Origin of the sequence: Bartonella sp. AA18HLJMS (assembly GCF_042197245.1) — a bacterium.
GTDB lineage: Bacteria > Pseudomonadota > Alphaproteobacteria > Rhizobiales > Rhizobiaceae > Bartonella.
The window spans coordinates 42,051-68,107 of sequence record NZ_JBHIRP010000005.1; the positions used below are offsets into that span (position 1 = coordinate 42,051).

Annotated in this window: 23 protein-coding genes; 12 read left to right on the forward strand and 11 right to left on the reverse strand. The window is 34.6% G+C overall.

The window, feature by feature from the left end; all coding sequences use genetic code 11:
- Nucleotides 1–104: 104 nt before the first annotated feature.
- The 3 genes from ACFINW_RS04420 to ACFINW_RS04430 all read right to left on the reverse strand — a co-directional run bounded on the left by ACFINW_RS04420 (nucleotide 105) and on the right by ACFINW_RS04430 (nucleotide 3,037).
- Entirely contained in the window at nucleotides 105–590 is a 486-nt protein-coding gene (locus ACFINW_RS04420; protein WP_375640755.1) for a peroxiredoxin, read from the reverse strand.
- A gap of 190 nt (nucleotides 591–780) precedes the next feature.
- Nucleotides 781–2,034: a tyrosine--tRNA ligase gene (gene tyrS / locus ACFINW_RS04425; protein WP_375640760.1), complete on the reverse strand. Its 1,254-nt coding sequence runs from the start codon at nucleotides 2,032–2,034 to the stop codon at nucleotides 781–783.
- A gap of 322 nt (nucleotides 2,035–2,356) precedes the next feature.
- Nucleotides 2,357–3,037 carry an alpha/beta hydrolase gene (locus ACFINW_RS04430; RefSeq protein ID WP_375613441.1) on the reverse strand — a complete coding sequence of 227 codons (681 nt, stop codon included), beginning with the start codon at nucleotides 3,035–3,037 and terminating at the stop codon, nucleotides 2,357–2,359.
- A gap of 160 nt (nucleotides 3,038–3,197) precedes the next feature.
- Between ACFINW_RS04430 and ACFINW_RS04435 the strand changes: the two genes are divergently transcribed.
- From ACFINW_RS04435 to ACFINW_RS04475, 9 genes are all read left to right on the forward strand, one after another.
- Nucleotides 3,198–4,373 carry a cysteine desulfurase family protein gene (locus tag ACFINW_RS04435; RefSeq protein ID WP_375673831.1) on the forward strand — a complete coding sequence of 392 codons (1,176 nt, stop codon included), beginning with the start codon at nucleotides 3,198–3,200 and terminating at the stop codon, nucleotides 4,371–4,373.
- Between the two features lie 139 nt (nucleotides 4,374–4,512).
- Complete coding sequence (gene sufB / locus ACFINW_RS04440; RefSeq protein WP_375634078.1) at nucleotides 4,513–6,024, forward strand: Fe-S cluster assembly protein SufB; 1,512 nt, start codon at nucleotides 4,513–4,515, stop codon at nucleotides 6,022–6,024.
- Between the two features lie 158 nt (nucleotides 6,025–6,182).
- Nucleotides 6,183–6,938, forward strand: coding sequence for a Fe-S cluster assembly ATPase SufC (gene sufC / locus ACFINW_RS04445; RefSeq protein ID WP_375672022.1), 756 nt, complete (start codon nucleotides 6,183–6,185; stop codon nucleotides 6,936–6,938).
- Between the two features lie 11 nt (nucleotides 6,939–6,949).
- A complete protein-coding gene (gene sufD / locus ACFINW_RS04450) occupies nucleotides 6,950–8,212 on the forward strand; it encodes a Fe-S cluster assembly protein SufD (RefSeq protein WP_375672030.1) in 1,263 nt (420 codons plus the stop codon).
- A gap of 10 nt (nucleotides 8,213–8,222) precedes the next feature.
- Nucleotides 8,223–9,467, forward strand: coding sequence for a cysteine desulfurase (locus ACFINW_RS04455; protein ID WP_375618154.1), 1,245 nt, complete (start codon nucleotides 8,223–8,225; stop codon nucleotides 9,465–9,467).
- Entirely contained in the window at nucleotides 9,460–9,861 is a 402-nt protein-coding gene (locus ACFINW_RS04460) for an SUF system Fe-S cluster assembly protein (protein WP_273787976.1), read from the forward strand. Before ACFINW_RS04455 ends, ACFINW_RS04460 begins: the two co-directional genes overlap by 8 nt.
- A gap of 83 nt (nucleotides 9,862–9,944) precedes the next feature.
- A complete protein-coding gene (locus ACFINW_RS04465) occupies nucleotides 9,945–11,585 on the forward strand; it encodes a site-specific DNA-methyltransferase (protein ID WP_375673833.1) in 1,641 nt (546 codons plus the stop codon).
- A 22-nt stretch (nucleotides 11,586–11,607) separates the two neighbouring features.
- Nucleotides 11,608–14,361 carry a DEAD/DEAH box helicase gene (locus ACFINW_RS04470; RefSeq protein WP_375621247.1) on the forward strand — a complete coding sequence of 918 codons (2,754 nt, stop codon included), beginning with the start codon at nucleotides 11,608–11,610 and terminating at the stop codon, nucleotides 14,359–14,361.
- A gap of 379 nt (nucleotides 14,362–14,740) precedes the next feature.
- The gene (locus ACFINW_RS04475) at nucleotides 14,741–15,679 is read left to right on the forward strand and encodes a COG2958 family protein (RefSeq protein ID WP_375628106.1); all 939 of its coding nucleotides are present in this window, start codon (nucleotides 14,741–14,743) and stop codon (nucleotides 15,677–15,679) included.
- Between the two features lie 546 nt (nucleotides 15,680–16,225).
- Here ACFINW_RS04475 and sodC read toward each other — a convergent pair.
- From sodC to ACFINW_RS04495, 4 genes are all read right to left on the reverse strand, one after another.
- Nucleotides 16,226–16,753: a superoxide dismutase [Cu-Zn] SodC gene (sodC, locus tag ACFINW_RS04480; protein ID WP_375621248.1), complete on the reverse strand. Its 528-nt coding sequence runs from the start codon at nucleotides 16,751–16,753 to the stop codon at nucleotides 16,226–16,228.
- A 452-nt stretch (nucleotides 16,754–17,205) separates the two neighbouring features.
- Nucleotides 17,206–17,529, reverse strand: a complete 324-nt coding sequence (locus ACFINW_RS04485) for a hypothetical protein (protein WP_375673835.1) — start codon at nucleotides 17,527–17,529, stop codon at nucleotides 17,206–17,208.
- Complete coding sequence (locus ACFINW_RS04490; RefSeq protein ID WP_375621250.1) at nucleotides 17,507–17,851, reverse strand: hypothetical protein; 345 nt, start codon at nucleotides 17,849–17,851, stop codon at nucleotides 17,507–17,509. Before ACFINW_RS04490 ends, ACFINW_RS04485 begins: the two co-directional genes overlap by 23 nt.
- 516 nt (nucleotides 17,852–18,367) lie before the next feature.
- Nucleotides 18,368–19,594: a UbiH/UbiF family hydroxylase gene (locus tag ACFINW_RS04495; protein WP_375629829.1), complete on the reverse strand. Its 1,227-nt coding sequence runs from the start codon at nucleotides 19,592–19,594 to the stop codon at nucleotides 18,368–18,370.
- 185 nt (nucleotides 19,595–19,779) lie between these two features.
- Between ACFINW_RS04495 and pcsA the strand changes: the two genes are divergently transcribed.
- From pcsA to ACFINW_RS04510, 3 genes are read left to right on the forward strand one after another with little or no spacing between them, the layout of a single operon-like run.
- Entirely contained in the window at nucleotides 19,780–20,592 is an 813-nt protein-coding gene (gene pcsA / locus ACFINW_RS04500; RefSeq protein WP_375621252.1) for a phosphatidylcholine synthase, read from the forward strand.
- A 26-nt stretch (nucleotides 20,593–20,618) separates the two neighbouring features.
- On the forward strand, nucleotides 20,619–21,665 hold the full coding sequence (locus ACFINW_RS04505) for an enoyl-CoA hydratase/isomerase family protein (protein ID WP_375640787.1): 1,047 nt from the start codon (nucleotides 20,619–20,621) through the stop codon (nucleotides 21,663–21,665).
- Nucleotides 21,662–22,075, forward strand: a complete 414-nt coding sequence (locus ACFINW_RS04510) for a DUF6163 family protein (RefSeq protein WP_375613429.1) — start codon at nucleotides 21,662–21,664, stop codon at nucleotides 22,073–22,075. The genes ACFINW_RS04505 and ACFINW_RS04510 overlap by 4 nt, the downstream gene beginning before the upstream one ends.
- A gap of 301 nt (nucleotides 22,076–22,376) precedes the next feature.
- On the opposite strand, the gene ACFINW_RS04515 is transcribed toward ACFINW_RS04510, so the two are convergent.
- The 4 genes from ACFINW_RS04515 to metG form a co-directional block, all read right to left on the reverse strand.
- Complete coding sequence (locus ACFINW_RS04515) at nucleotides 22,377–22,736, reverse strand: hypothetical protein (RefSeq protein WP_273791051.1); 360 nt, start codon at nucleotides 22,734–22,736, stop codon at nucleotides 22,377–22,379.
- 110 nt (nucleotides 22,737–22,846) lie between these two features.
- Nucleotides 22,847–23,656 (reverse strand): MBL fold metallo-hydrolase, encoded by an 810-nt coding sequence (locus tag ACFINW_RS04520; RefSeq protein ID WP_375640792.1) that lies wholly within the window; start codon nucleotides 23,654–23,656, stop codon nucleotides 22,847–22,849.
- Between the two features lie 10 nt (nucleotides 23,657–23,666).
- Entirely contained in the window at nucleotides 23,667–24,440 is a 774-nt protein-coding gene (locus tag ACFINW_RS04525; RefSeq protein WP_375618142.1) for a TatD family hydrolase, read from the reverse strand.
- Nucleotides 24,430–25,989, reverse strand: a complete 1,560-nt coding sequence (gene metG, locus ACFINW_RS04530) for a methionine--tRNA ligase (RefSeq protein WP_375621257.1) — start codon at nucleotides 25,987–25,989, stop codon at nucleotides 24,430–24,432. The genes ACFINW_RS04525 and metG overlap by 11 nt, the downstream gene beginning before the upstream one ends.
- Between the last annotated feature and the right edge of the window lie 68 nt (nucleotides 25,990–26,057).

Sequence of the window (26,057 nt, forward strand, 5' to 3'; positions counted from 1 at the left end):
ATTATCCTTATAAATCAATATATTGTAAAAATTGAATCCGTTGAAAAACTAAAATCAATTAGGGAGAATAACTTTTGCTTTTGAAGGTAAATCAAACACTCAATTTACAAGTTACCATTATGATATAAAAGTGTTGCAGTAGCTAAAACATTTTCAACATGCCCAGATACGCTTACTTTGCGCCATTCTTCTGCTATTATTCCATTTGCATCAATTAAAAAAGTGCTCCGTTCAACTCCCATATATTTGCGTCCATACATGCTTTTCTCAACCCAAACACCATAAGCTTCGAGGGTCGTTTTTTCTTCATCAGAAACCAAGATGACATCAAGTTCATGTTTTATTTTAAATTTATCATGTTTTTTTACATTATCTGGAGAGATTCCAATAACAGCAACACCGATTTCATCAAATTTCATCTTTAATTTTGTGAAATCAAGTGCTTCACTTGTGCAACCACTGGTGTCATCTTTGGGATAAAAATATAAAACAACAGGCTTTCCTTTAAAGTCAGAAAGACACACTGTCTCACCTCCATCGCGCGGCAAAGTAAAATCAGGAGCAAGAGCACCTTTCATTGGTCTTGTCATTGTTTTCATCTTTCTTTTTTGTGTAACAGGTATAAGATATCAGAGTACACAGAAGAAAAGAACTATTCAACTCTCTAGAATTTTATCGTTTTGAAGAGACTTTTATTTCCCTAACAAAATTCGCCCTATCACAACGATTGAATTGAAAGAACAAGCTCGACGTGAACAACATAAACAAAACAGCAAAAGATTATACTGGTTTCATTACAACATGTTTTTTCTTACCAAAAGAAAGTTTAATGGTTCCTTCTGCACTGACATCCCCTTCAATAATAAGATGTGTTTCATCCTCAATAATTTGATCATTTACACGGACACCTCCACCTTGAACGTGTCGGCGTGCCTCACTATTAGATCTAGCGAGTCCTGCTTGTACTAAAAGAGTGAGCAATCCAACACCTTTTTTTAATTCTGAGGCATTAATTTCAACAGTTGGAAGATTTTCTCCCAGAGTTTTTTCTTCAAACGTCTTGCGAGCCGTTTCTGCTGCTGCATCAGCAAGAACACGTCCATGCAACATTGCTGTAATTTCTGTTGCAAGAATTTTTTTTGCTTCGTTAATTTCAGTTCCTTGTAATAGAGAAAGTTTAAGAATCTCATCCATCGGCAATGGAGTATAGAGCTTTAGAAATCGTGTTACATCAGCATCTTCTGTATTGCGCCAGTATTGCCAAAATTGATAAGGTGAAAGTTTATCCGCATTTAGCCATACAGCCCCATTCAATGATTTACCCATTTTGGCACCGGAAGAGGTTGTCAGCAATGGTGATGTTAACGCATATAATTGCGGTGTTCCTAAACGATGTCCTAATTCGATTCCGTTAATAATGTTGCCCCACTGATCAGAGCCCCCCATTTGCATACGCAACCCATAACGTTTATAAAGTTCAACAAAGTCATAAGCTTGCAGAATCATATAATTAAACTCTAAGAATGACAAAGAGTGCTCACGCTCAAGTCTGAGTCTGACAGAATCAAATGACAACATACGGTTGACAGAAAAATGCTTTCCTACATCACGCAAAAATTCTAAGTAGTTTAAATTGCATAACCATTCAGCATTATTCACAATACAAGCATCGGTTTCTCGGTCACCGAATGTCAAATAGTTAGCAAATACCTTTTTAATACCATCAATATTTGCAGCAACATCATCTTGTGTCAGAAGGCGTCGCGCTTCGTCTTTGAAAGAAGGATCACCAATCAATCCGGTTCCTCCACCCATTAAAGCAATGGGGCGATGACCCGTTTTTTGTAACCAATAAAGCATCATAATCTGAAGAAGACTTCCAGCATGTAAACTCGATGCTGTTGGGTCAAATCCAGTATAAGCGCTTACAGTTTCTTTTGAAAAAAGATCATCTAAGCCTTTTTCATCTGAAATTTGGTGGATAAAACCACGTTCGCTCATAATGTGTAAAAAATCAGATTTAAAGGCAAACACAGATTTAATTTCCTAATTTAAGAGTGCATTTATTGTATATAATAGGCGACTATATAACGAATTATTAATGCGTTATCTATCATAACTGACGCACACCTCACAAGAGAAAGAGACATATTGGTAGTATAAAGATAATAATACAGGTATTATTTCTTTTTTACGCTAAAAAAGAAACTTCTTAGTAATAGAAAAAAGGTGTTCTGTTATTCTCATTTCTATCCTGAAATAAAATTTAGAAAAATTTTAAATGCAGACTAAAAAAATTACTTTGTTATGATCAGAGACGATTTTTGCTAATTTTTTATAAATCTATCGTATTTTCCTAAGTTAGTGAAAGTATTTCAGGAGGAGGAGCGAGAAGTTCATTGGAGATATGGTTATCCAAATAGTGGGCACATCGTTCAATAAGTTTTTCATGACATCCACTGAAAAAGTGATTAGCCTCTTCCAATATTTCTTGTGTAATGATGATACCTTTTTGTGTTTTTAATTTATCGACAAGTATTTGAACATCTTTTGGAGGGGCAACTTTATCGATACCGCCATGAATGATAAGTCCAGAAGAGGGACAAGGTGCAAGAAATGAAAAGTCATAAACATTAGGCTGAGGGGCAACTGAGATAAATCCCTCAATTTCCGGTCGGCGCATTAAAAGCTGCATACCAATCCATGCTCCAAATGAGTATCCTGCTACCCAACAATTTTTAGAGTCTGGATGTTGTGTTTGAACCCAATCGAGAGCAGCAGCAGCATCTGAAAGTTCTCCTATTCCATAATCAAATTCACCCTGACTACGACCAATACCACGAAAGTTAAAACGTAAAGTTGTAAAGCCACGTTGTTGGAACATATAAAAAAGGTCATAGACAATTTTATGATTCATAGTTCCACCAAATTGGGGGTGAGGATGCAAGATGATCGCAATGGGTGCATTTTTTTGTTGTGAAGGTTGATAACGCCCTTCGAGCCGACCCGCGGGACCGTTAAAAATAATTTCTGGCATAAAATGCTCCTTAATGCAATAAAAGGCTCTCTTTGACCCTGGTCGACTTTTACCATAGAATCTCTTAAATAATTATTAGATATTCTTTTTTTAGTGCACTTTTCAAGAAAAATGCGCTATTTTTTCAATCAATTCATAAGATTAATGATTGCGATGTAAAATGGTTATAAAACGCCGATATTTTGATCATAACGCAACAACACCGCTCAAAAAAGTGGCACGGATAGCGTTACTGGAATCTTTAGAGATATTTGGTAATCCATCATCGGTTCATAAGGAAGGGCGTGCCGCTAAAACTTTGTTACAAAAGGCCCGTCGGCAAATCGCTGAAAATCTTAAAACAGATCCAGATCACGTGGTATTTACCTCTGGTGCGAGTGAAGCTGCAATGACTTTGTTAACACCCTTTTACAATATGGGGAAAGCAAAAGTTAAATTTTCTCATCTTTACCTTGGAGCGACTGAACATCCCTCTGTTGCAGAGGGAGGACGTTTTTCTAAAGAGTTGATAAGCGTCATTGATGTTGATCAAGATGGGCTCATACAACAAGATAAATTAACATCACTCTTAACGGTTCACGATAAAATAAAAGGTTTACCTCTTGTTGCTATTCAAGCTGCAAATAGTGAAACGGGTGTTATTCAACCGTTAACAGAAATCGCCGCTATTGTTCGGGATTTTGGAGGCACTCTTATAGTTGATTTGACACAATATATAGATAAAAATTTTGTGGATATTAATCAGCTAGGAGGAGACTTTTTTATACTGTCTGCACATAAAGTTGGCGGTCCTAAAGGAATCGGTGCTTTTGTTTCATGTGGTAATCTTCTCATGCCACACCCTCTTATTATTGGGGGAGGACAAGAAAAAGGTCTCCGTGGAGGAACAGAAGCATTGCCCCTTATTGCTGCTTTTGGGGCAGCAATGACTGATTGCTTCACACAGGAGGAAATAAAACAGTTAATATATTTACGCAATAAATTAGAAGCTGGACTACAAAAAATAAGTAAAAATGTTGAGATTTTTGGCAAAAGAGTTCAACGTTTGCCAAATACAACTTACTTTACCGTGAAAAATATAAAAGCTGAAACGATGCAAATTGCTTTTGATTTAGAAGGGTTTTCTTTATCATCCGGCTCTGCTTGTTCTTCGGGAAAAGTAAAACAAAGCAAAGTGTTGGAGGCAATGGGGTATCATGTTCCAAATGGTGCCATTCGCATTTCGCTAGGGCGTGGCACAACTTCTGAAGATATTGATGATTTTCTGTCGTTTTTTTCTCAAATTATAAGCAGGAAAAAAGGGGAAGATTTATCATCAGAAAGTTATAAAAATTAGAATTATTTTAAAAATAAAATAAGTTTGATTGAAATTTTTGCGCTTTACCTATAGCCTAGGAGATAACTTGCTTACTTTAATCTTGTAAAAAACAAGACTTTAGTTACCGGTTTTTGACGCCAAAAAATGGAGAAAATTTATGCCGGCAGTACAAGAAACGATACGCCAAGTACGTGAAATAGATGTTGACCAATATAAATATGGTTTTGAAACCAATATTGAAACCGATAAAGCTCCAAAAGGCTTAAATGAGGATATTATCAAATTTATTTCCGCTAAAAAAAATGAGCCTGAATGGATGCTAACATGGCGCTTAAAAGCTTACCGCCGTTGGCTGACAATGCAAGAGCCTCATTGGGCGCGTCTTGAATATCCTAAAATTGATTTTCAGGAGCTTTATTATTATGCTGCTCCCAAAAATCATACAGGACCAAAATCTTTGGATGAAGTGGATCCTGAGTTATTAGCAACGTACGAAAAACTTGGCATTCCCCTTAAAGAACAAGAGATTTTGGCAGGAGTAAGAAAACAGTCTGATCCCTCCACTTTTGATGACAGTATGTCTGTATCGGGGCAGGTGGCTGTTGATGCAGTCTTTGATTCTGTTTCTGTTGTAACAACATTCAAAAAAGAGCTGGCACGTGCTGGTGTGATTTTTTGTTCTATTTCAGAGGCGATTATTGAACATTCTGAGCTTATTAAAGAATATTTAGGAACAGTTGTACCTATAAGTGATAATTATTATGCGGCCTTAAATGCAGCTGTCTTTACAGATGGTTCATTTGTTTATATTCCTAAAGGGGTTCGTTGTCCTATGGAGCTTTCAACTTATTTTAGGATTAATGAACGCAACACTGGCCAATTTGAACGAACATTGATTATCGCCGCTGAAGATTCCTATGTTTCTTATCTTGAAGGGTGTACAGCACCCCAACGTGATGAAAACCAACTTCATGCTGCTGTTGTTGAGCTTATTGCCCTTGAAAATGCAGAGATTAAATATTCTACAGTACAAAACTGGTATCCTGGCGATAAAGATGGAAAGGGCGGTATTTATAATTTTGTGACGAAGCGTGGAGATTGTCGAGGTGATAGCTCTAAAATTTCATGGACACAAGTTGAGACCGGTTCTGCGATTACTTGGAAATATCCATCCTGCTTACTCCGTGGTGATAATGCGCGTGGAGAATTTTATTCTATTGCTGTTGCAAACGGTTATCAACAAATTGATTCTGGTACAAAAATGATTCATTTGGGAAAGAATACATCCAGTCGCATTATTTCCAAAGGTATTTCTGCAGGTTTTTCAAATAACACTTATCGAGGACAAGTCACAGCGCATCGAAAAGCACAAAATGCGCGTAACTTTACGCAATGTGATAGTTTGTTAATCGGAAATGATTGTGGTGCGCATACAGTTCCTTATATTGAAGCAAAAAATGCAACAGCTCAGTTTGAACATGAAGCCACAACATCAAAAATTTCTGATGACCAACTTTTTTATGTTATGCAAAGAGGAATTCCCGAAGAAGAAGCTATCGCATTAATTGTAAATGGTTTTGTAAAAGAGGTCATTCAAAAACTTCCTATGGAATTTGCTGTCGAAGCACAAAAGCTTATTAGTATTAGCCTTGAAGGTAGTGTTGGATAATTTTATTTAATTAGATAAATAGAAGACTTTATGTAAAAAGGCTGTAACGGTAGCATATAATGCTAAAAATGACCTCTATGGTAATTACAAAAGTAGATGGATGCTAAGGTAAAATAATACGCATTGATATCTGAAAAACAGCCAAAACAGGATTAATTATGTTAGAGATCAAAAATTTGCACGCCCGTATTGCTGAAACCGATACAGAAATTATTCGTGGTTTAAACTTGACAGTTCAAGATGGAGAAGTTGCCGCTATCATGGGACAAAATGGAGCCGGAAAATCAACTTTATCTTATTTGCTTGCTGGTCGTGATGATTATGAAATAACAGAAGGAGATATTCTCTATAATGGACAATCACTTTTAGAAATGGATCCAGCAGAACGTGCTGCATATGGTGTTTTTCTTGCATTTCAATATCCAATGGAAATACCAGGGGTAGCAACAATGGAATTTTTAAAAGTTGCGATGAATTCTCAACGCAAAGCGCGAGGTGACGAAGAACTTAAAATTCCTGAATTTATAAAATGTGTTAAAGAAGTTTCAGCCAAACTTGAAATAGATATGGATATGCTAAAGCGTCCATTAAATGTAGGTTTTTCAGGTGGAGAAAAAAAACGCGCTGAAATTTTACAAATGGCACTTCTTGAACCTACACTTTGCATTTTAGATGAAACGGATTCTGGTTTAGATATTGATGCACTAAAAATTGTTGCAGATGGTGTTAATAAACTTCGGGATTCAAAACGTTCATTTTTGGTGATTACCCATTATCAACGGCTGCTTAATTATATTATTCCTGATACGGTACATGTTCTTTATAAAGGACAAATTATCAAAAGCGGTGATAAATCCTTAGCGCTTTATTTAGAGCAAAATGGGTATGCTGATCTTATTAGGGAAGCGATTTGAGGTTATTAAATATGAATGCACAGCAAAACTTGTTAGCGGTTGAAGAAAATATACTCAGTAATTTCAATCAGTATGTAAACCACTTACCTGGTGATAAAGCTGTACAGGAAATCCGCAAGAAAACTATTGAGCAGTTTCAAATGACACGGCTTCCTTCCCGTAAAATCGAAAGTTGGCATTATACCAATCTACGTACCTTACTGAAGTCTATTAGCAATTTTTCAAAAGTTCAAGACAATCAATTGGTTGATGCATTGCTTTCAGAAAGTGCTGTTTTCTCCATAAACAATGGAAAAACATCGATAGAGTCAAAGGTAGACAACATTGCAGTAAAACGCCTTTCAGACGCATTAGAAGATAATTCTGTACAGATAAATCAAAACATTTCTGATGAAGATTTTATTGGACAGTTAAATACAGCTTTTGTTACAGATGGTTGGCTTTTTTACATCCCTGAAAATACAAAGTTAAATATCCCCATTGAATTACAAAATATACAAATGGGGGGACAATCTCATATTTTTTCGGATATAAAAGTTGATAAAAATAGTCAAGTTATGTTTATTGAACATCAGGTTGGCAATGATAAAGATACCTTTGTCAGTTCAATATTTTCATTAAATGTTGCTGCTGATAGTGATGTTACGTGGATTCTCATTCGCAATCGTGATTTTAATTCTACACAATTTGGTCGATTTTGTGCTGTTCTTGATCAAAGAGCGAAGTTATCACTTTATGTCATTAATATAGGGAGTCAATTAAATCGCCAAGAAATCGATATTGAATTACAGGGAGAAGAATCTGATTTTCAATTACGCGTCATAAATTTATTATCAGGACAAACACATAGTGATCTTACAATGACTGTTCGTCACGTGGAAGAAAAATCAACATCAACCGAAATTATACGCAATGTGGTTACGGATAAGGCTGTTGGTGTTTTCCAAGGAATAATACGTGTTTCTCAAAAAGCGCAAAAAACAGATGCACGCATGGCTTGTAATAGCCTTATTCTTTCAGATGATGCAGAATTTAATGCAAAGCCTGAACTGGAGATTTTTGCTGATGATGTTGCATGTGGTCATGGTGCAACAGTTGCTAATATTAATCATGATTATCTTTTTTATCTTATGACACGTGGTATCCCATTTAAAACGGCGCGAGCACTTTTGATTAAAGGATTTATCTCTGAGCTCATTGATGACATCAAGCAAGATAATATTCAAATCGTTTTGGAGAATATCATTAGTAAATGGCTTGAAAAAAATGTTTAAGGTAGAAAAAATGGAAAATAACGTACAAACATTTACTTATAATGTCGAAGAAATTCGGCGTGATTTTCCTATTTTGCACCATCAAGTTTATGGAAAGCGATTAGCATATCTTGATAGTAGTGCTTCTGCCCAAAAACCAATGTCAGTACTCAATGCAATGAATAATTATTATCACTATAGTTATGCTAATGTGCATAGGGGAATGTATTTTTTAGCCAATATAGCAACACAATCCTATGAAAATTCTCGTGAAACCGTTCGTGTTTTTCTAAATGCTCAAAAAGCTGAAGAAATTGTTTTTACGAAAAATGCAACAGAAGCTATTAATACTGTTGCTTATGGTTGGGCGATGCCAAAACTCAAGGAAGGTGATGAGATTGTTCTAACGATCATGGAACATCATTCAAATATTATTCCTTGGCATTTTCTCCGTGAACAAAAAGGTGTTAAACTTATTTTTGTTCCTGTCGATGAAAATGGTGTTCTGCACATTGAAGATTTCCAAAAGGCTTTAAGCGAAAAAACGCGGCTTGTTGCTATAACGCATATGTCCAATATATTAGGAACTGTGCCTCCTGTTAAAGAGATTATTAAACTAGCACATCAAAATTCTATTCCGGTTCTTGTTGATGGTTCTCAAGGAGCAGTACATTTAACCGTTGATGTGCAAGATCTCGATTGTGATTGGTATGTCTTTACAGGTCATAAGCTTTATGGACCCACTGGTATTGGTGTTTTGTATGGTAAAGAAGATAGGTTAGAAGAAATGCGTCCTTTTCAAGGGGGAGGGGAAATGATCGAGGAGGTAACAACCGATAAGGTTTTTTATAATGCTCCTCCTTACCGTTTTGAAGCAGGCACTCCTCCTATCGTTGAAGCTATTGGATTAACTGCGGCTATTGATTATATACAAGAGAAAGGTCGTAGCACGATTCATGCCCATGAGAGATCCCTTTTAGCTTATGCGCAGGAAAAACTTAAAATGGTTGAGTCATTGCGTATTTATGGTCATTCTCCCAATAAAGGAGCTATTATATCATTTACAATTGAAGGGATTCACGCCCATGATATCGCTATGTTTATTGATAGAAAAGGGGTTGCGATACGTGCGGGAACTCATTGTGCACAGCCTTTATTACAGCGCTTTGGTCTAACATCTATTTGCCGCGCATCGTTAGCCATGTATAACACTCAAGAGGATATAGATCAATTAGTAGAAGCATTGCAAGAAACAAGGACATTTTTTAATGGCTGAATCAATTGAAGAGCGTCATTCTACAGAATCCGTTGAAACTGTAAGCGAAAATAAAAAATCTTACATATCAGCAATTCCAGCAGACGAAATTGATCGTATGACAAATGATATTATTGCTGCTCTCAAAACAGTTTATGACCCAGAGATTCCTGCTGATATTTATGAGCTAGGACTGATTTATCGTATTGATATTGAAGATGATCGTTCAGTAAAAATTGAAATGACTCTTACAGCACCGGGATGTCCTGTTGCGGGTGAAATGCCAGGGTGGGTAGAAAATGCAGTCAGTGCAGTTGAAGGGGTTTCGTATGTTGAAGTCACTATGACTTTTGATCCACCATGGACACCTGATTGTATGTCAGAAGAAGCTCAAATTGCTGTCGGATGGTACTAAAAGTATTGTTAAGAGACTCTAATTTAGCCATTCATGAATAAGCTGTTTACTTTTCACAAGCATTTGAATTTAAGGACGATCACATGAGTTATAATAAACAAAAACTAGAACTCACTTGGATTGGAAAAGAAAAACGCCCAAAACTAGAGCCTCGTATCTTATTAGAAGATCTTGAAAAATCTTATCACGCTTCGCATCGAATATCATCCCAGGATATTTTTGATAATAAACTTATTTTTGGTGACAATTTGCTCGCACTCAAAGCGCTTGAACAAGAATATATGGGGAAGGTAAAATGTATCTATATCGATCCGCCTTATAATACAGGCAATGCCTTTGAACATTATGAAGATGGTTTAGAGCATTCCATATGGCTCAGCCTTATGAGAGACAGGCTAGAATTGTTACATCATTTACTGGCGGATGATGGAAGTATCTGGATTTCCATTGATGATGATGAACAAGCTTATCTTAAAGTGATGATGGATGAAATTTTTGGTCGCCAAAATTTCATCAACAACATTATTTGGCAAAAAAAATTTGCTCCGCAGAATGATGCAAAGTGGCTTTCAGACAATCATGATTTCGTGATAGTTTATGCCAAAGATAAAACGATTTGGCGCCCTCAATTGCTTCCTCGTTCAAGCGATATGGATGCGCGCTATAAAAATCCTGATAATGATCCGCGTGGGTTATGGCAATCTGGAGATTTGTCCGTAAAAAGAGTAACGCCTAAGGATATTTATGAAATCATCACACCTTCTGGACGCAAGGTGATGCCTCCTAATGGTAGAAGTTGGGCTATAAATGAAAAAAAATTCTTTGAATTATTGAAAGATAATCGTATTTGGTTTGGAACAGATAATAATGGAGTGCCACGTATTAAGCGTTTTTTATCAGAAGTAAAAAATGGTATGGTTTCAATGACGATTTGGCCCTACACAGAAGTGGGACACAACCAAGATGCCAAAAGAGAAGTTAAAATTTTTAATTCTGATAGTGTCTTTACAACTCCTAAACCGGAACGTTTAATGGAACGCATTATTCAACTTGCCACTAATCCCGGTGATCTTGTACTGGATTCTTTTGCTGGTTCTGGCACAACCGGTGCTGTTGCCCATAAAATGGGAAGGAAGTGGATTATGATTGAACTTGGTGAGCATTGTCACACCCACATTATCCCTCGTTTAAAACAAGTCATTGATGGAACTGATCAAGGGGGAATTTCCAAAAGTGTCAATTGGCAAGGTGGCGGTGGATTCCGTTATTATCGCCTTGCACCTTCCCTGTTGCAAAAAGATCCATGGGGACAATGGATTATTAGTCGCGAATATAATGCTGCCATGCTATCAGAAGCCATGTGCAAACATATGGGATTTACCTACGCACCTGATGAAAATCATTATTGGATGCAAGGGTATTCAACCGAAACAGATTATATTTATGTCACAACGAGCGCCATGACCCATGAACAACTCTGTATAATGAGTGAAGAGGTAGGCTCTCATCGCACGTTGCTGATTTGTGGTACAGCCTTTGATACAAAATCAGCATCCTTTGAAAATCTGACACTCACTAAAATCCCCCGTGCAATATTAGAAAAATGCGAATGGGGAAGGGACGATTACAGTTTAAATGTAGCCAATCTTGAACCAGTGATTGTGGTAAAAGAAAACAGCAAAAATAAAGATATTGCGCAAGCAGAATTAGATCTATTTGAATAATATATAAAAAGCGGAGTTTTTCATGAACACTGTTGAAAAAAGGATTTCTGCTCGCTTATCGTTGCGTGATCCTCAACGTGAATCTTTAAATATTTTGGTAAAAATCTTAGAAAATATAGAGCTTTCTAAAAATGCTGATTTGGTTGCAGAGTTAGAAGTGATAAAAAATCTTTATCCTTCTGTACAAGATTTTGAACGAAACTTTCCCTCTTTTTGTTTTGCCTTAGCAACGGGTGTTGGGAAAACGCGACTTATGGGGGCTTTTATCAGCTATCTTTATTTAACAGGTCGTAGTCGCCATTTTTTTGTTTTAGCGCCAAATTTGACTATTTATGAAAAGTTAAAACAGGATTTTAGTCCCCAAAGTCCGAAGTATGTTTTCAGTGGAATGAGTGAATTTATTGCCAATAGACCCGTTATTATTACAGGTGAAGATTATGAAAGTGGTAAAGGTATTCGCGTTGATGAACACCATATTCAAGGACAAAAGCGTTTGTTTGAGAATAGAGATACGGCCTTTATCAATATTTTTAATATTTCTAAAATTAATACAACGGATAATAAAAAAGGCGCACTAAAATCTAGTATTCCGCGAATTAAACGCTTACAAGAAACGATTGGTGAAAGTTATTTTGATTATCTCGCAAATCTTCCTGATTTAGTTTTGTTAATGGATGAAGCACATCGTTATCGAGCTTCTGCTGGTGCGGCAGCAATTAATGAGTTAAAACCTGTTTTAGGAATAGAGCTTACAGCGACACCAAAAACAATAGGTGCAAAACCCGTAGATTTTAAAAATGTTGTCTATAGTTATTCACTTGCAGAGGCTATGAGAGATGGTTTTGTAAAAGAGCCTGCTGTTGCTACACGTAAAGATTTTCAACCTCAAAATTATACATCTGAACAATTAGAACATATCAAATTACAAGATGCAATTCATGCCCATGAAAACGTGAAAGCAGATTTAATTGTCTATGCAAAAGATTATAACAAAAAGTTCGTTAAGCCTTTTATTTTAGTTGTCGCTCAAGATACAAATCATGCACAGAAATTGCGTGATTTATTGGAATCAGATGATTTTTTTGCAGGAGCTTATAAGGGAAAAGTTATAGAGATTCATACAAAACAGTCGAATATAGAAGAAGATCAAAATATTCAAAAGCTGATTGCAATTGAAGATTCTCATGACCCAACAGAAATTGTTATTCACGTTAATAAATTAAAGGAGGGGTGGGATGTTACGAATCTCTATACTATTGTACCGTTGCGTGCATCGGCTTCAGAAATTTTAACAGAGCAAACAATTGGGCGTGGATTGCGTTTGCCTTATGGGTATAGAACAGGCGTGGAAGCTATTGATCGTTTAACAATTATTGCGCATGATCGTTTTCAAGATATTATTGATCGTGCAAACGATCCAAACTCAATTATAAAAAAGCATATTGAGATTGGAACAGGAGGGAATATCCCCTTTGAAAAGACCGATATAGTGACAGTTCCAAGTCAAGTAGAAGCTTTATTGATGCAAACGATGGTAATACGTAATTCCGATATAAATGGAGCATCTTCTGATTTACAAGGTATCATATTACGTCATACAGATTCCCCTACATTAACACCTGAAGAGCAAGATATTGCAGCGATCGCGTGGGATCTTATCAAAGAGAATGATAAATTGCCAAGTTCTCAAATGCTTTGTTCTGCACAGATACAAGAAAAAATTGCTAATAAAGTTATGAATATTAAGCCTTCATCACAAAAGTCTCTTGTATCAAAAGTGGTGACAATTCTGACAAAACAATTAACAGAACTGATCATAGATATTCCAAATATTATACTCATTCCTTCGCGTGATGTTACTTATGGTTTTTATGATTTTGATTTGGAAAATTTAGAAAACTTAAATTTTCAACCTGTTAGTAAAGAACTTTTAATTCGAGAATTGCGTACCCATAAAAGCATTTTTCTCACATCTAAGAATGAATATGTCAAAGAGCCTTATCTTGAAAACTACATCATTCGTGGTTTGATTGATAATGACTTTGTCGATTATGATAACCATACGCTCTTATTACGAAAATTAGCTAGTCAGATAGTAGAACATTTCCGATCTTATTTACCCAATGATACAGCTGTTGAGAACGTATTAATTCACTATCAGCACAAGCTTACTAGTTTTATTGTTGCGCAATTAAGAGAACATCAATGGGAAACGCAAAAAGATTATGCGGTTAAAGTTACACGAGGTTTTACAACTTTACAACCTATCCATTATGTGTTGCCGCAAGGGACGTCTCCTCTTGACTTTCGTAATATTCCTGCCATTAAAAGCGATATTAAAAAACTTGTATTCAGCGGCTTTAGAAAATGCTGTTATCCTTTACAAAAGTTTGATTCAGTAGAAGGGGAATTACGATTTGCTCAAATATTAGAGGATGATGCACAAGTCTTGAAATGGATGAAACCCGCTCGAGGTTTTTTCAAGATAGAATATGATAAAGGATCAATCTATGAACCAGACTTTGTTGTAGAAACGAAGGATGCCAAATATCTTTGTGAGCCTAAAAAAGCCTCTGAAATGCAAAATCCTATTGTTTTAAAAAAGAGAGAAGCTGCAGTTCAATGGTGTTGTCATGCAACGCGCTATGCGGCGACTTATGGCGATAAAAAATGGTATTATGTTCTTATTCCCCATGATGCTATTAAAGCAAATAGTAGTTTTGAAGGTTTGTGTGCAGAGTTTACCATTTCAGAATCTATACTTGAGAGCTCATAACTTTTTGCTTCAAAAATAAAACACATAAGTTTTTTTAATTGACGGATGTGAGATTCAATCAAATGTTTGAATAATTATTTTTAACTTTTTTCTAACGACGTTAAAATAAAAGGAAAAATGTATAGCAAAGTTATACAAGATTATGCTTTTGTATGGGGATTTGTAGCACATTTACACTTTTTTATAAAAGTACAATCTTATTTTTGTTATGTGAAAAGATCTTTGAGTTATAGTCATAAATTAAAAAAAATATTTTAATTTTATTGAGTAATTTGATAAATGTTCTTTTTTTTAAAAAACTTAAACAGTTTATTGTTCTTTCATTTAAAACGCCTGAATATAATGAAATACCCAGAGGATAAAAGGGGGAGTTTTTCATATGACTTTAAATTTAACAAACACTGTTTTTAATTTTTTAAAGAAAAACCCGACAAAAAAGTTTACAGCTCGAGAAATTGCTCAATGGATATTTGAAAATTACCCAGAAAAATGCCGTCAAAAACAAAAGAATTCAACGGCAATAATCACTCCCCTTAATAGTGATGCAGCTCTTATTCAGCAAATTGTTGCTGAAATAGGGGCAAAACGCCCTCAGTTACAAAAGCGTTATTCAGAAATTAAAACCACTGAAGGACGACCGCGACAATATTATTTTACTGAACAAACAGATAGTGCTGAAATTGATGCAATAGAGGACAATGCAAAGAGTAGAACAGAAGATGGCTCTGTTAAAGAGCATGATCTTTATCCATTATTATCTAAATTTTTATGGTCAGAGCTTGCAGTTTATAGCAAACGCATTAATGAGAAATGTTCTCGTAATAAACATGGTGCAGGCGGAAATAAATGGCTTTATCCAGATCTCGTAGGGATGCAAGATTTAAGCAAGGAATGGAATCGTGAAATCAAAGACTGTGTTTTGCAATATTTTGATAAAAAGACAAAGCTTTGGTCTTTTGAAGTAAAAATTCTCATCAATCGTTCAAATTTACGAAAAGCATTTTTTCAAACAGTTAGTAATTCTTCATGGGCTAATTTGAGTTATTTAGTTGCTAGTGAAATTGAAGGAGTTGATACATTAAAAGAGCTTCGGATGCTTTCAAGTTTGCATGGAATTGGATTTATAAGACTTAATAAGGAAAACTCTTCCGAGAGTGAAATCTTAATTCCTGCCAAAGAACGTAGTGATATTGATTGGGATACTGCTAATAGATTAGTGGAGGAAAACAAAGATTTTCTTGATTATATTAAGCTCATTCGTCAATTTTATCAAACTGGTGAGATGCGTCCACTAGATTGGGATCGTATGTATCTATGAGGAGTATTTTTAAAAAGACTCTATTATTTAAAAGCCTTTTTTCAGAGTGATGAAAAATTACTCTAATTATTTTGTTTGACTTATTATATTGATATTGTATCAATTAAAATTTTTCTCACGTACCTCATGAGTAGGGTTGAGTAGGGGAAGAGTAAAAATTCTGTTTTAGGCCTGTTATATTTTGTGCATTGAGCGTGATTCCATTAGATACTAGACTTAATGATTATAATTTATTATAAATTTTTTATTATAGAGAGTGAAATTCGACTTTTTTGCTTTTTTACATCAAGCATGGAAAATATTACTTCCTCATATTGAAGTCTTCTTACGGAGAATTTACACTACTATTTCTTTAATTTCCATTGCTGTTCGTTTTGATGATTATTAAGCTTTTTGTTATCCGAACTAAACATTCAAAAAAACATTAATTTTATAAAATATTCACACAGTTTACTCAATTTCTTGAAATAGATTTAAAAAATAAATTTCTCTCACACCTTATGGTAAAGGGAGTGTGTACTGTCGCAGTCTGCCACAATACACTCTTTATTTTTCAATAATACCGCACGCTAAACGTGCACCACCTCCGCCAAGCGGTAATGGTTTATCTGATTGATTATCAGCCCCTAAATGAATGACTAAAGAGCGCCCTTTAATTTCAGAGATTTTTTTTAATCGTGGAGCAAGAACGCTCATTATGGCATATCCCTGCTTATCAACATAAAGTGCTGGTAAATCACCAAGATGACCATTGACATTATAAGGTCCTAAATGTTTTCCGGTATGTTCCGGATCATAATGTCCACCTGCGCTTCCACCAATTATACCATCTTTTGTATCACATGAAGGATTTACATGTACATGAAAACCATGTATCCCTTCTGATAAAGTAGATAAATTAGGGATGAAAATCAAACCGTGTATGTTTTCTTCAATTTTAATGCTACCAATAGCCTTTTTGGAATTGTTATCTTCTAATTTATAAATATTTACTTGTTTTGATAGTGCTAATGCAGAATTTTTATGAATTAAAAATGCCATAAAAAACAATAATGATAATAATATTTTTTTCATGAAATACCTTTATCTTATACTTTAATATATTATATCTATAAATAACAATCTATATTAATGATATATTATATAAATGTCTTAAATTTAAATTTAAGAAAAATAATTTACATAGAAATATTCTGTTATTAGAAAGAGCAAATAAATTAAAGTGTGTTTATATATATTTCTGAACATAACTTTTATTTCTTGATCTATAAAAAATACAGCTTTTATGGATGGATAATTATATCTCGCTTACATTTCTTCAAGAGATGCTTTTAAAAAATCTACTTTTTGAGGTATAATAAGAAATTAAATAAGGAATTTTAGTAAGTTAGATGTTATTTCATTTATAATATGATAATCGTTTCATCAAAAAAAGAACATATAATTTGTTGATGATTTAATTGTTTTTCATAGAAAAAATGACGAGAAATTTCTATTCATTATGAAATTTATAAGAGAAAAAATTATTATGATTCATATAAATTTCCCAATAAAATACAGCATATACCGACACTCCCTCCCATTCCTGATCCTATCAGTGCTCCTATTATTATTCCGGCAGAAAGTGCTACTCCTATACCCATTGTGATAACTGGACCAAATCCTGGAAGAGCAATATAACCATAAGCTGCAAGAGTTGCCGCGATAGCTCCTGATATGCTACCATTTAAACCGCCAATGAAAGCAAATTCTTTAATAGAATGGTAGCACTTTTTTAATTTTTTTTTCTTACAGCTGTGAAAAGAAACGTTGCTGTAAGTTTTTAAATCAATCATATTCTTTTCTTTCATTTTGAATGCTAACTGTTCCTGAATAGTCAACGGATACGAAAAAAAGGGACTTTTTAAATTTTACTAAAGCACGCCAGATACCATTGTCATCTAAGCGCAATCGTTTAATATTCCCAAAACCATTTTGCATAAGACAATTTTTAACTTGTGAAGCAGTAAATGAGTTCTGACCTATTTTAGTGACCTTTTGAGTAGAGCTATAGGTAAAGGTTTGACAATAAGGAAGGTGAAAAACTTCACTTATTGAAGTCGTGACTATCAACGAGACACATGCAATCATTATAAAAAAAGTACTTAATTTCAAAAAATTATTTAGTGTCATCTTGTTACCATTTGTTGAAACAACACTTCATTAACCTCTGTGTTACTAACAGGTTCCAAAGATGATTTTATTTTTAATATTATACTTAACAATAAAAATTTTTAAAAATATATTGATTAAATAAAACTGTTTTTTTATTATTTATTTTCTTATTAAAATTAATTTTATAAAATAACTTTTTCAAAACGGTATTATTTTTCATTTTATTTATAGTTCTAAATTTAACAGCTATGATTTAGAAGATATCTTTATAATTTAATTTGTAGTATATAATTCAGTTTTCTCTTATTTCATATCAACATACTAAATATATATAATAATTTTTAATAAAAAATAATTTACAGTTATATTAATTACACATGTTATTATTATAAATAAATCAAATAAATATAATTAATTATTTTAATATAATTTGTTAATTCTTATAAAGAACAAAAATATTTTTTATATCAGTAATAGATATGATTGCAAAATGCAATTTATTATTTATTATTTTACGTTATTATCCATTATTGCTTAGTAGAGCTGTTTTGATGATTTTGTTGGAAATATTTGCATAATTTCCTTAAATCCATAACCGGGATACATTCCTTCGCGCATAAATAAATTACGTAATGGTGGGAAACTATGCAACAAACCAAGCCCAATGCTTCGTATGATATGAACAGGCAACATATGAGAAAGTAGAGCAGAGTTCAGCGCATGAACAGCTCCACTTCGGATTAATATATCTGGTTTGCGGCATTTGTTATAATGTGCAACAATCATTTCAGAGTTAGAATTGGATATTTTATTGGGTAAAATATCAATTAAAGTTTGGACATCACGGAATCCTAAATTCAATCCCTGTGCCCCAATAGGGGGAAAAACATGAGCGGCTTCACCCACTAAAATTGTTCGATTAGCAGCAAAATGATGAGAAAGAAGTCCGAAAAGCGGCCATGCTTGAATTGATGTTTCTAAGCTTAGCTTTCCAAGCATTGATTGCATTTGGTTTTCGATCATTTTTGCAATTGTTTTTGGTTCTATATTTAATAATTCCTCAGCGCGGGAAGGATGAACAACCCATACAAGACTAGATCTTCGTCCTGGTAGTGGAATCTGTGTAAATGGACCGTGTTCTGTATGAAATTCAGTTGATGTATTTTGATGAGAAAACTCATGAGAAAAGTTGAGAACAAGTGCTTTTTGTGGATAATTCCACTGTTTGACACTTATCCCTGCTGCGGCACGTGTAAGAGAGTGACGTCCATCAGCTGCAACAACAAGTGGTGCTTGAATAATTCTATGATCAGCAAGAGTAATGCATACATGGTTTTTTGTGTGATGAACAGATTTGGCTGCAGAAACAAATCTTGTAATATTGGGTGTATGTGTAACAGCGTCGACTAAAGCACTGTTCAATTTTACATTAGGTATATTATAGCCAAAAGCTTTTTCGCCAATTTCAGTAGAAGAAAAATGCACCGTAGGAGCATGCACAATTCTAGAAGTTATATCTATAATTCTCATGGACGATAAAGCAGCTGCATGTTTTTGAAGATTATCCCAAATATTGAGTTTTTGAAGCGTGCGTATCGCGGGCATCATAAGAGCCGTTGTCCGTAACTCATCTGTATGAGCAGGGGGCCCAACAAGAAAAACAGAAAGCCCCTTCTGTGCAAGACTCAGCGCGGCTAACATTCCGACAGGACCTGCACCAATAACAGCAATATCTTTATACTCTTCCTTTTCAAATATCACAACGATTTGAACCTTTATTCATTGAGAAAATATTTTAACATTTCCAAATGATCTCTCTCTTTTTATTATATGAAGCTCTTCTATTATTATAGTATGTAATAAATAATGCGATATAAAAAAGTAACCTTTTTATGATTTTTTTAAATGCTGAGTTATATCATCGTTAAAAAATGGCGTATTGATAGATGGTTGAAGACTTTAAAAACGAGGATAAGAAAACCTTGAAACGTAAATTAACAAAGAAAATCAAAACAAATGCTAAATTATTACGCCATAAAAAAGTAACAATGCCACAAGCAAAGGCCTTTTCCGTTCATTTACTAACAGCTTCGGGATCATTTTTAGCGTTTCTTTCTCTTATATCAGCCTCTCAAAAAGAATGGACAGCTATGTTCTGTTGGCTTGGGCTTGCTCTTCTCGTTGATGGTATAGATGGACCAATTGCACGCAAACTTGATGTTAAATACGTTCTTCCAACATGGTCTGGAGAGCTGTTAGATAATATTATTGATTACGTGACTTATGTCTTAATTCCTGCCTTTGCACTCTATCAAAGTGGTTTCATGGGGGTAGGGTTATCATTTTCATTGAGTGCAATTATTGTTATTTCATCTGCTATTTATTATGCAGATACTAGTATGAAAACTAAAGAAAACTTTTTTAAAGGATTTCCTGTTGTTTGGAATATGATGATTTTTACGCTTTTTGTCGTCAGACCAGGAGAGTGGATTACTTTTATTATTATTGTTCTATCGGCGATTATATCTTTTTTGCCAATTTATTTTATTCATCCAGTAAGAGTCCTTCGTTTACGTAGAATTAATTTTCCCATTTTTCTCTTATGGTGTTTTTTTGGTGTTTCTGCCTTCTTTTATCAACTAGAGGCTCCCTATTGGGTTAAAATAGGAATTTCGGTAACAGGAATTTATATATATTGTATTGGCGCAATCATGCAAATATTTCCTAAACTTGGGGCAAAAAGTATAAAAAAACAATGAAATAATTGTTTTAAGAAGGGTGTGAGATGCAAATTAATTTTGGAGCAGATGATGATATTTCTTTTACGAAAGAAGGGCGTGCTGGTATTATAAAGCTCACACGTCCTTCAGCATTAAACGCTCTTAATCAACGAATGGTTTCAGCTTTAAAAAAAGCTCTCAGAACATGGGAAACAGATGATAATGTTTCTTGTGTCTTAATTGAAGGGGAAGGGCGTGCTTTTTGTGCTGGTGGAGATGTTGTAGAAATCTATCATATGGGGAAAAGTGCTGCTGCTTGTCAATACTTTAGAAATGAATATAGTTTAAATGCTTATATCAAACATTTTTCAAAGCCCTATATTTCTTTCTTAAACGGTATTTGGATGGGAGGAGGGGTAGGTATTTCTCTCTATGGCTCGCATCGAATTGTTACAGAAAATACAGTTTTTGCTATGCCAGAAGGTGCGATTGGATTTTTCCCAGATGTAGGTGCAAGTTTTTTCTTACCATCTCTTCCCAATCATTTTGGTATCTATCTTGCATTAACTGGTGCACGTATAAAGTGGGGAGATTGCTTAAATTTAGGACTAGCAACACACGCCGTTGCTGAAACTGAATTCGATATGATTAGAAAAGCTGTTATTGAGCAAGGAGATCCTACTTTAGCTTTAAACGAGCGAGCAATTACAAAAGATTATGAAACAAGTCATGAAATACGTTGTATTATTAACACTTGTTTTAGTGCCCATACCTTAGAAGAATGTCTCGAGTTGCTACATAAAAAAAGCAATGCAGATGTTTTATTTGCTAAAGAATGTTATGATATTTTGCAGTCACGTTCTCCGACAAGTTTAAAAGTTATCTGGAAACAAATGAAACAAAGTTCATCTCAAACGTTGGAAGATTGTATGAAAATTGAAAACCGCATAGCGTATCATATGATTCATTCACATGATTTTTATGAAGGTATACGTGCTATGTTAATCGATAAGGATAAAAGACCTCAATGGCAACCAGATAAACTTTCAAATGTGACAGATGAAATGGTAGATTCTTACTTCCAACCTGTTGAACAAGAGTTATTATTGTGAAAAATAATTCTCACAAACAGATTTCAAAAATCAATTTAATCTATAACTGTTACTTACGGTTTTTGGCATTTATTTGCTTAGTTCTAGGTATTTGTTATTGGATACGCCTTGTTGGGGTTTTTCCAGGTATTCTATGGCGTTTTGATCTTATGCCTTGGCAGTGGCAATTTGCATCAGCTATATTGGCTATTCTCTATCCTATTGCCTTAGTTGGACTTTGGATGTATTCACTATGGGGTATCATTGTGTGGTGTATTGCAGCGTTGATTGAAGCAATAACAATATATTATTCCGATTTTATTTATCAGCCATTTGTACCATTATTTCATGGAATATTGTTTTTAGCTTTTATAGTACTACAAATTGTAATTATTTTTTTTAAAAGAGTAAAAAATAAAAAAACATTGTAATTGAAATTTTCGAGCCAGAATAACAGGCTCGATTTTCGATCTTAGTTAACTTAAGTAGCTCATTTTAAAGCTTCGTTCCTCAAAACGCTGATGCTAGCTATACTTTTCCATAAAGTTCCATAATATATATTATGCGATAATATGATGCAGAAGATAAATCCTTTATCCAAAAAGAAAACCCTACTTTAAAACATCATCATAATATTTATATCATACAATTTACTTTTAAAATAAATTTTGGTCTTTAAGGTATATTCCTTAAAGACCAAAAAATGAAATTACATATGATAAATAAGAAAAATTACTGTACTATTTTACAACGTTTCATACGTGCAAGATCACTTAAAACAGCATTACGATTATTTAAAGCCGAAATTTCATTACTTTCACTGGATTTAGTATCCATAAAAAACAAAGCAGGTACAAATACAACACTTGCCGCTGCTAAAGCCACGTTTTTATTTCTTGCTTTAGAACGCTCTGCAATTGTATCATTAATCTGACGTTTATTAGCAAAAAACTCCCGTTGAATATCGGCACAACTCATTGATCCGTCATGTAATGTTGTCGTTGCAATATTTTTTTCTAAACGCCCCCCACATGCTGTCAAGGAAACCGCTAAAACCACAATACATACACCCCGCTTAAAATTCTTATACATAAAAGCCTCATTTTTAACATAAAAAAACACTAAATATGTCAAAAATGAAATAAAATAAAGGATAAATTTAAAAGTGTTTTATTTAACTTAAAATATTGCGCATAATAAGCTTATGCATCTGTTTCAAAAGTAAGACCTTGATATGCAGGTTTTACATAGGATGGAACGTAATTTATTACCTTATTGTAATCCAGAGTTCTATCCATATGTGTGAGTATTGCTTGTTTCGGCTTTAAATATTCTATCCACTGTAATGCTTGATCAACAGAAAAATGACTCGGATGGGATTTAAATTGAAGAGCTTCAATGATGAGAACATCCAAATCCATTAATTTGGATAAAGTTTTTTCAGGAAATTCACTAACATCCGTACAATAGGCAACATTCCCAATCCGAAAACCTAAGGAATGAATGTTTCCGTGGTGTTGTAAATGTGTATTGACGCTTATTTCTCCGCCCTGCCCCTGAATAATAAATTGGCTATCTTCATTGATAAGATGCTCTTTTAAAATGGGAGAATAAGATGAATCTTTTGGAGTTTGAAAACAATATCCGAAAGCACTTTTGAGATGCTCTAGTGTAAATCTGTCGGCATAGATATCTATTAAACATTTTTGTGCAAGTGCATAGCTGCGTAAATCATCAATACCGTGGATATGGTCTGCATGAGAATGCGTATAAAGAGCAGCATCAAGATGGCTTACACGCGCATCGATCATTTGTGAGCGAAAATCCGGCCCCGTATCAATAACGATTGTTGTTTTTTTCCCTGATGGTTTAATACGTTCAACTAATAAAGAACTTCTGTAGCGTTTATTTTTAGGATTATTCGGATCACATGTTCCCCAATCACCATTAGGTCTTGGCACTCCTGGAGAAGGCCCACACCCTAATATTGTAAATCGGTATTGATCACACATATCTTTTGCCTTATTTCATTTTGCTAAATAAACGAAAAGCATTACGCGTTGTTATTTGAGCTATTTCTTCAATGCTTAAGCCAATTGTTTCAGCCAAAACAGCTGCTGTATAACATACAAAAGATGGTTCATTTGTTTTTCCCCGATGGGGACTAGGTGCTAAGAATGGAGCATCTGTTTCCACTAACAAATGCTCATGGGGCACAATTTTTGCTATTTCACGGATTTCAAGTGCGTTTTTAAAAGTAAGAATACCTGAAAAAGAAATATAACCACCAAGTTCAATTCCAGCACGAGCAAGTTGCATTCCAGACGAATAACAATGAAGGATAAAGGGAAAAGCTCCTTCTTTTATCTGTTCACGTAATATTTTCTCCATATCGATATCGGCATTGCGTGAATGTATAACAAGAGGAATCTGTGTTTCTCGAGAAGCAATGATATGTTCTTGAAAAACTTTCTTTTGCTCTTCTGGTGTAGAGTAATCATAATGATAATCAAGGCCCCCTTCCCCAAACGCAACAATTTTAGGGTGATTCGAGAGCTGTATAAGCTCTTCCGCTGTAATATTTTGTTCTTCATGCGCGTGATTGGGGTGTGTTCCAACGGAACAAAAGACTTGATCATAGCTTTGCGCAATGGCTAACAGTTTATCTAACTTATGAACATGGGTTGAAATTGTTATCATACGTTTAACGTCAGCATCTAAAGCCCGTTGGATAACATTATCCAAATCTTGTGAAAAGTCTTCAAAATCAAGATGACAATGTGTATCAATCAACATGATGAGTGTCTTCTTTCTTCAAGATATAACGAGGAAAAATTGGTTCTGGTGGTGGAAGATCAAGCCCTTCTTGAATTTTTGAATGACTTATATGATACAATAACCGATCATCTTCAGCAACTGCAAGGCTATCAAGAAGTTTCGTTGCTGATTGGGGTATGAAAGGCAAAAGCATAATTCCTATTCTACGCAAGATTTCTACAGTTATATAAAGAACTGTAGAAAATCGTTCTCGATCGTTTTTACGTAAACTCCAAGGTTGTTCGTTGGCAAAATAGCGATTGGCATCTGCTACAATTGAAAAAATAGCTGAAAGTGCTAAATGCATACTATAAGAAGACATAGCTTGGTGTACAGTTTCAAGTACTTGAAGAGATTGTTCTAAAAGCTGTTTATCTTGAGCTAAAAATGAAGCTGGTTTCGGGACTTGTGCATTACAATTTTTGGCAATCATAGACAAACAGCGCTGTGCTAAATTACCAAGATCGTTAGCAAGATCAGCATTAATACGGTTCACAAGGCTTTCATGACTATAACTACCATCTTGTCCGAATGGCACTTCACGGAGAAGGAAATAACGGACCTGATCAAGACCATAATGATCAACCATTTCAAAAGGATCAACGACATTTCCAATAGATTTTGACATTTTTGCACCACGATTAAGTAAAAAACCATGTGCAAAAATATTTTTAGGCAATTCAATTCCAGCAGACATTAAAAATGCCGGCCAATAGACTGCATGAAAACGAATAATATCCTTACCAATAATATGCGTATTTGCAGGCCAAAAATCACGTTTTTTTGAATTTTCATTGAAAAAACCTATTGCTGATAGATAATTTGTAAGCGCATCAACCCAGACATACATCACGTGCTTTGGATTCTCAGGAACAGCAATTCCCCAGTTAAAACTTGCGCGTGAAATAGAGATATCTTTTAAACCTGATTTGATAAAACTTATAATTTCATTACGCCGCTCAAATGGAGCAATAAAATCAGGATGTTTTTCATAATATTCAAGAAGAGCCTTTTCATAATGAGAAAGTCTAAAAAAATAACTTTCTTCTTCATTCCATTCAACTGGAGAGCCTAATTCTTTCTCACGACGGATGTTGTCTGCTCCAATTTCCGTATCTTTTTCTTCATAATAGGCTTCTTGGCGAACCGAATACCACCCCGTATAACGACCGAGATAAATATCGCCATTTGCTTCCATCTTTTTCCAAATTTCTTGACAAGCTTGATAATGGCGTTCTTCTGTCGTACGGATAAAATCATCGTTAGAACAATTTAATACTGCAAGCATTTTTTGAAACACCGCACTATTACGATCTGCAAGTTGCTGAGGTGTCATGCCTAATGCAGCTGCGGTTTGTTGCATCTTGAGACCATGCTCATCTGTACCAGAAAGAAAAAATACATTTTTTCCGTTTAACCGTTGAAAGCGGGCTAAAACATCGCTTGCAATGGCACTATAAGCATGTCCAATATGTGGAGCACCATTAGGATAAAAAATGGGAGTTGTTATGTAATATGTGTCACGCATGTCATACTCGTTGTAAAACGCTATAAATAGAAGATATAATGACATAACGCTTGTTCATCGCATTGTCA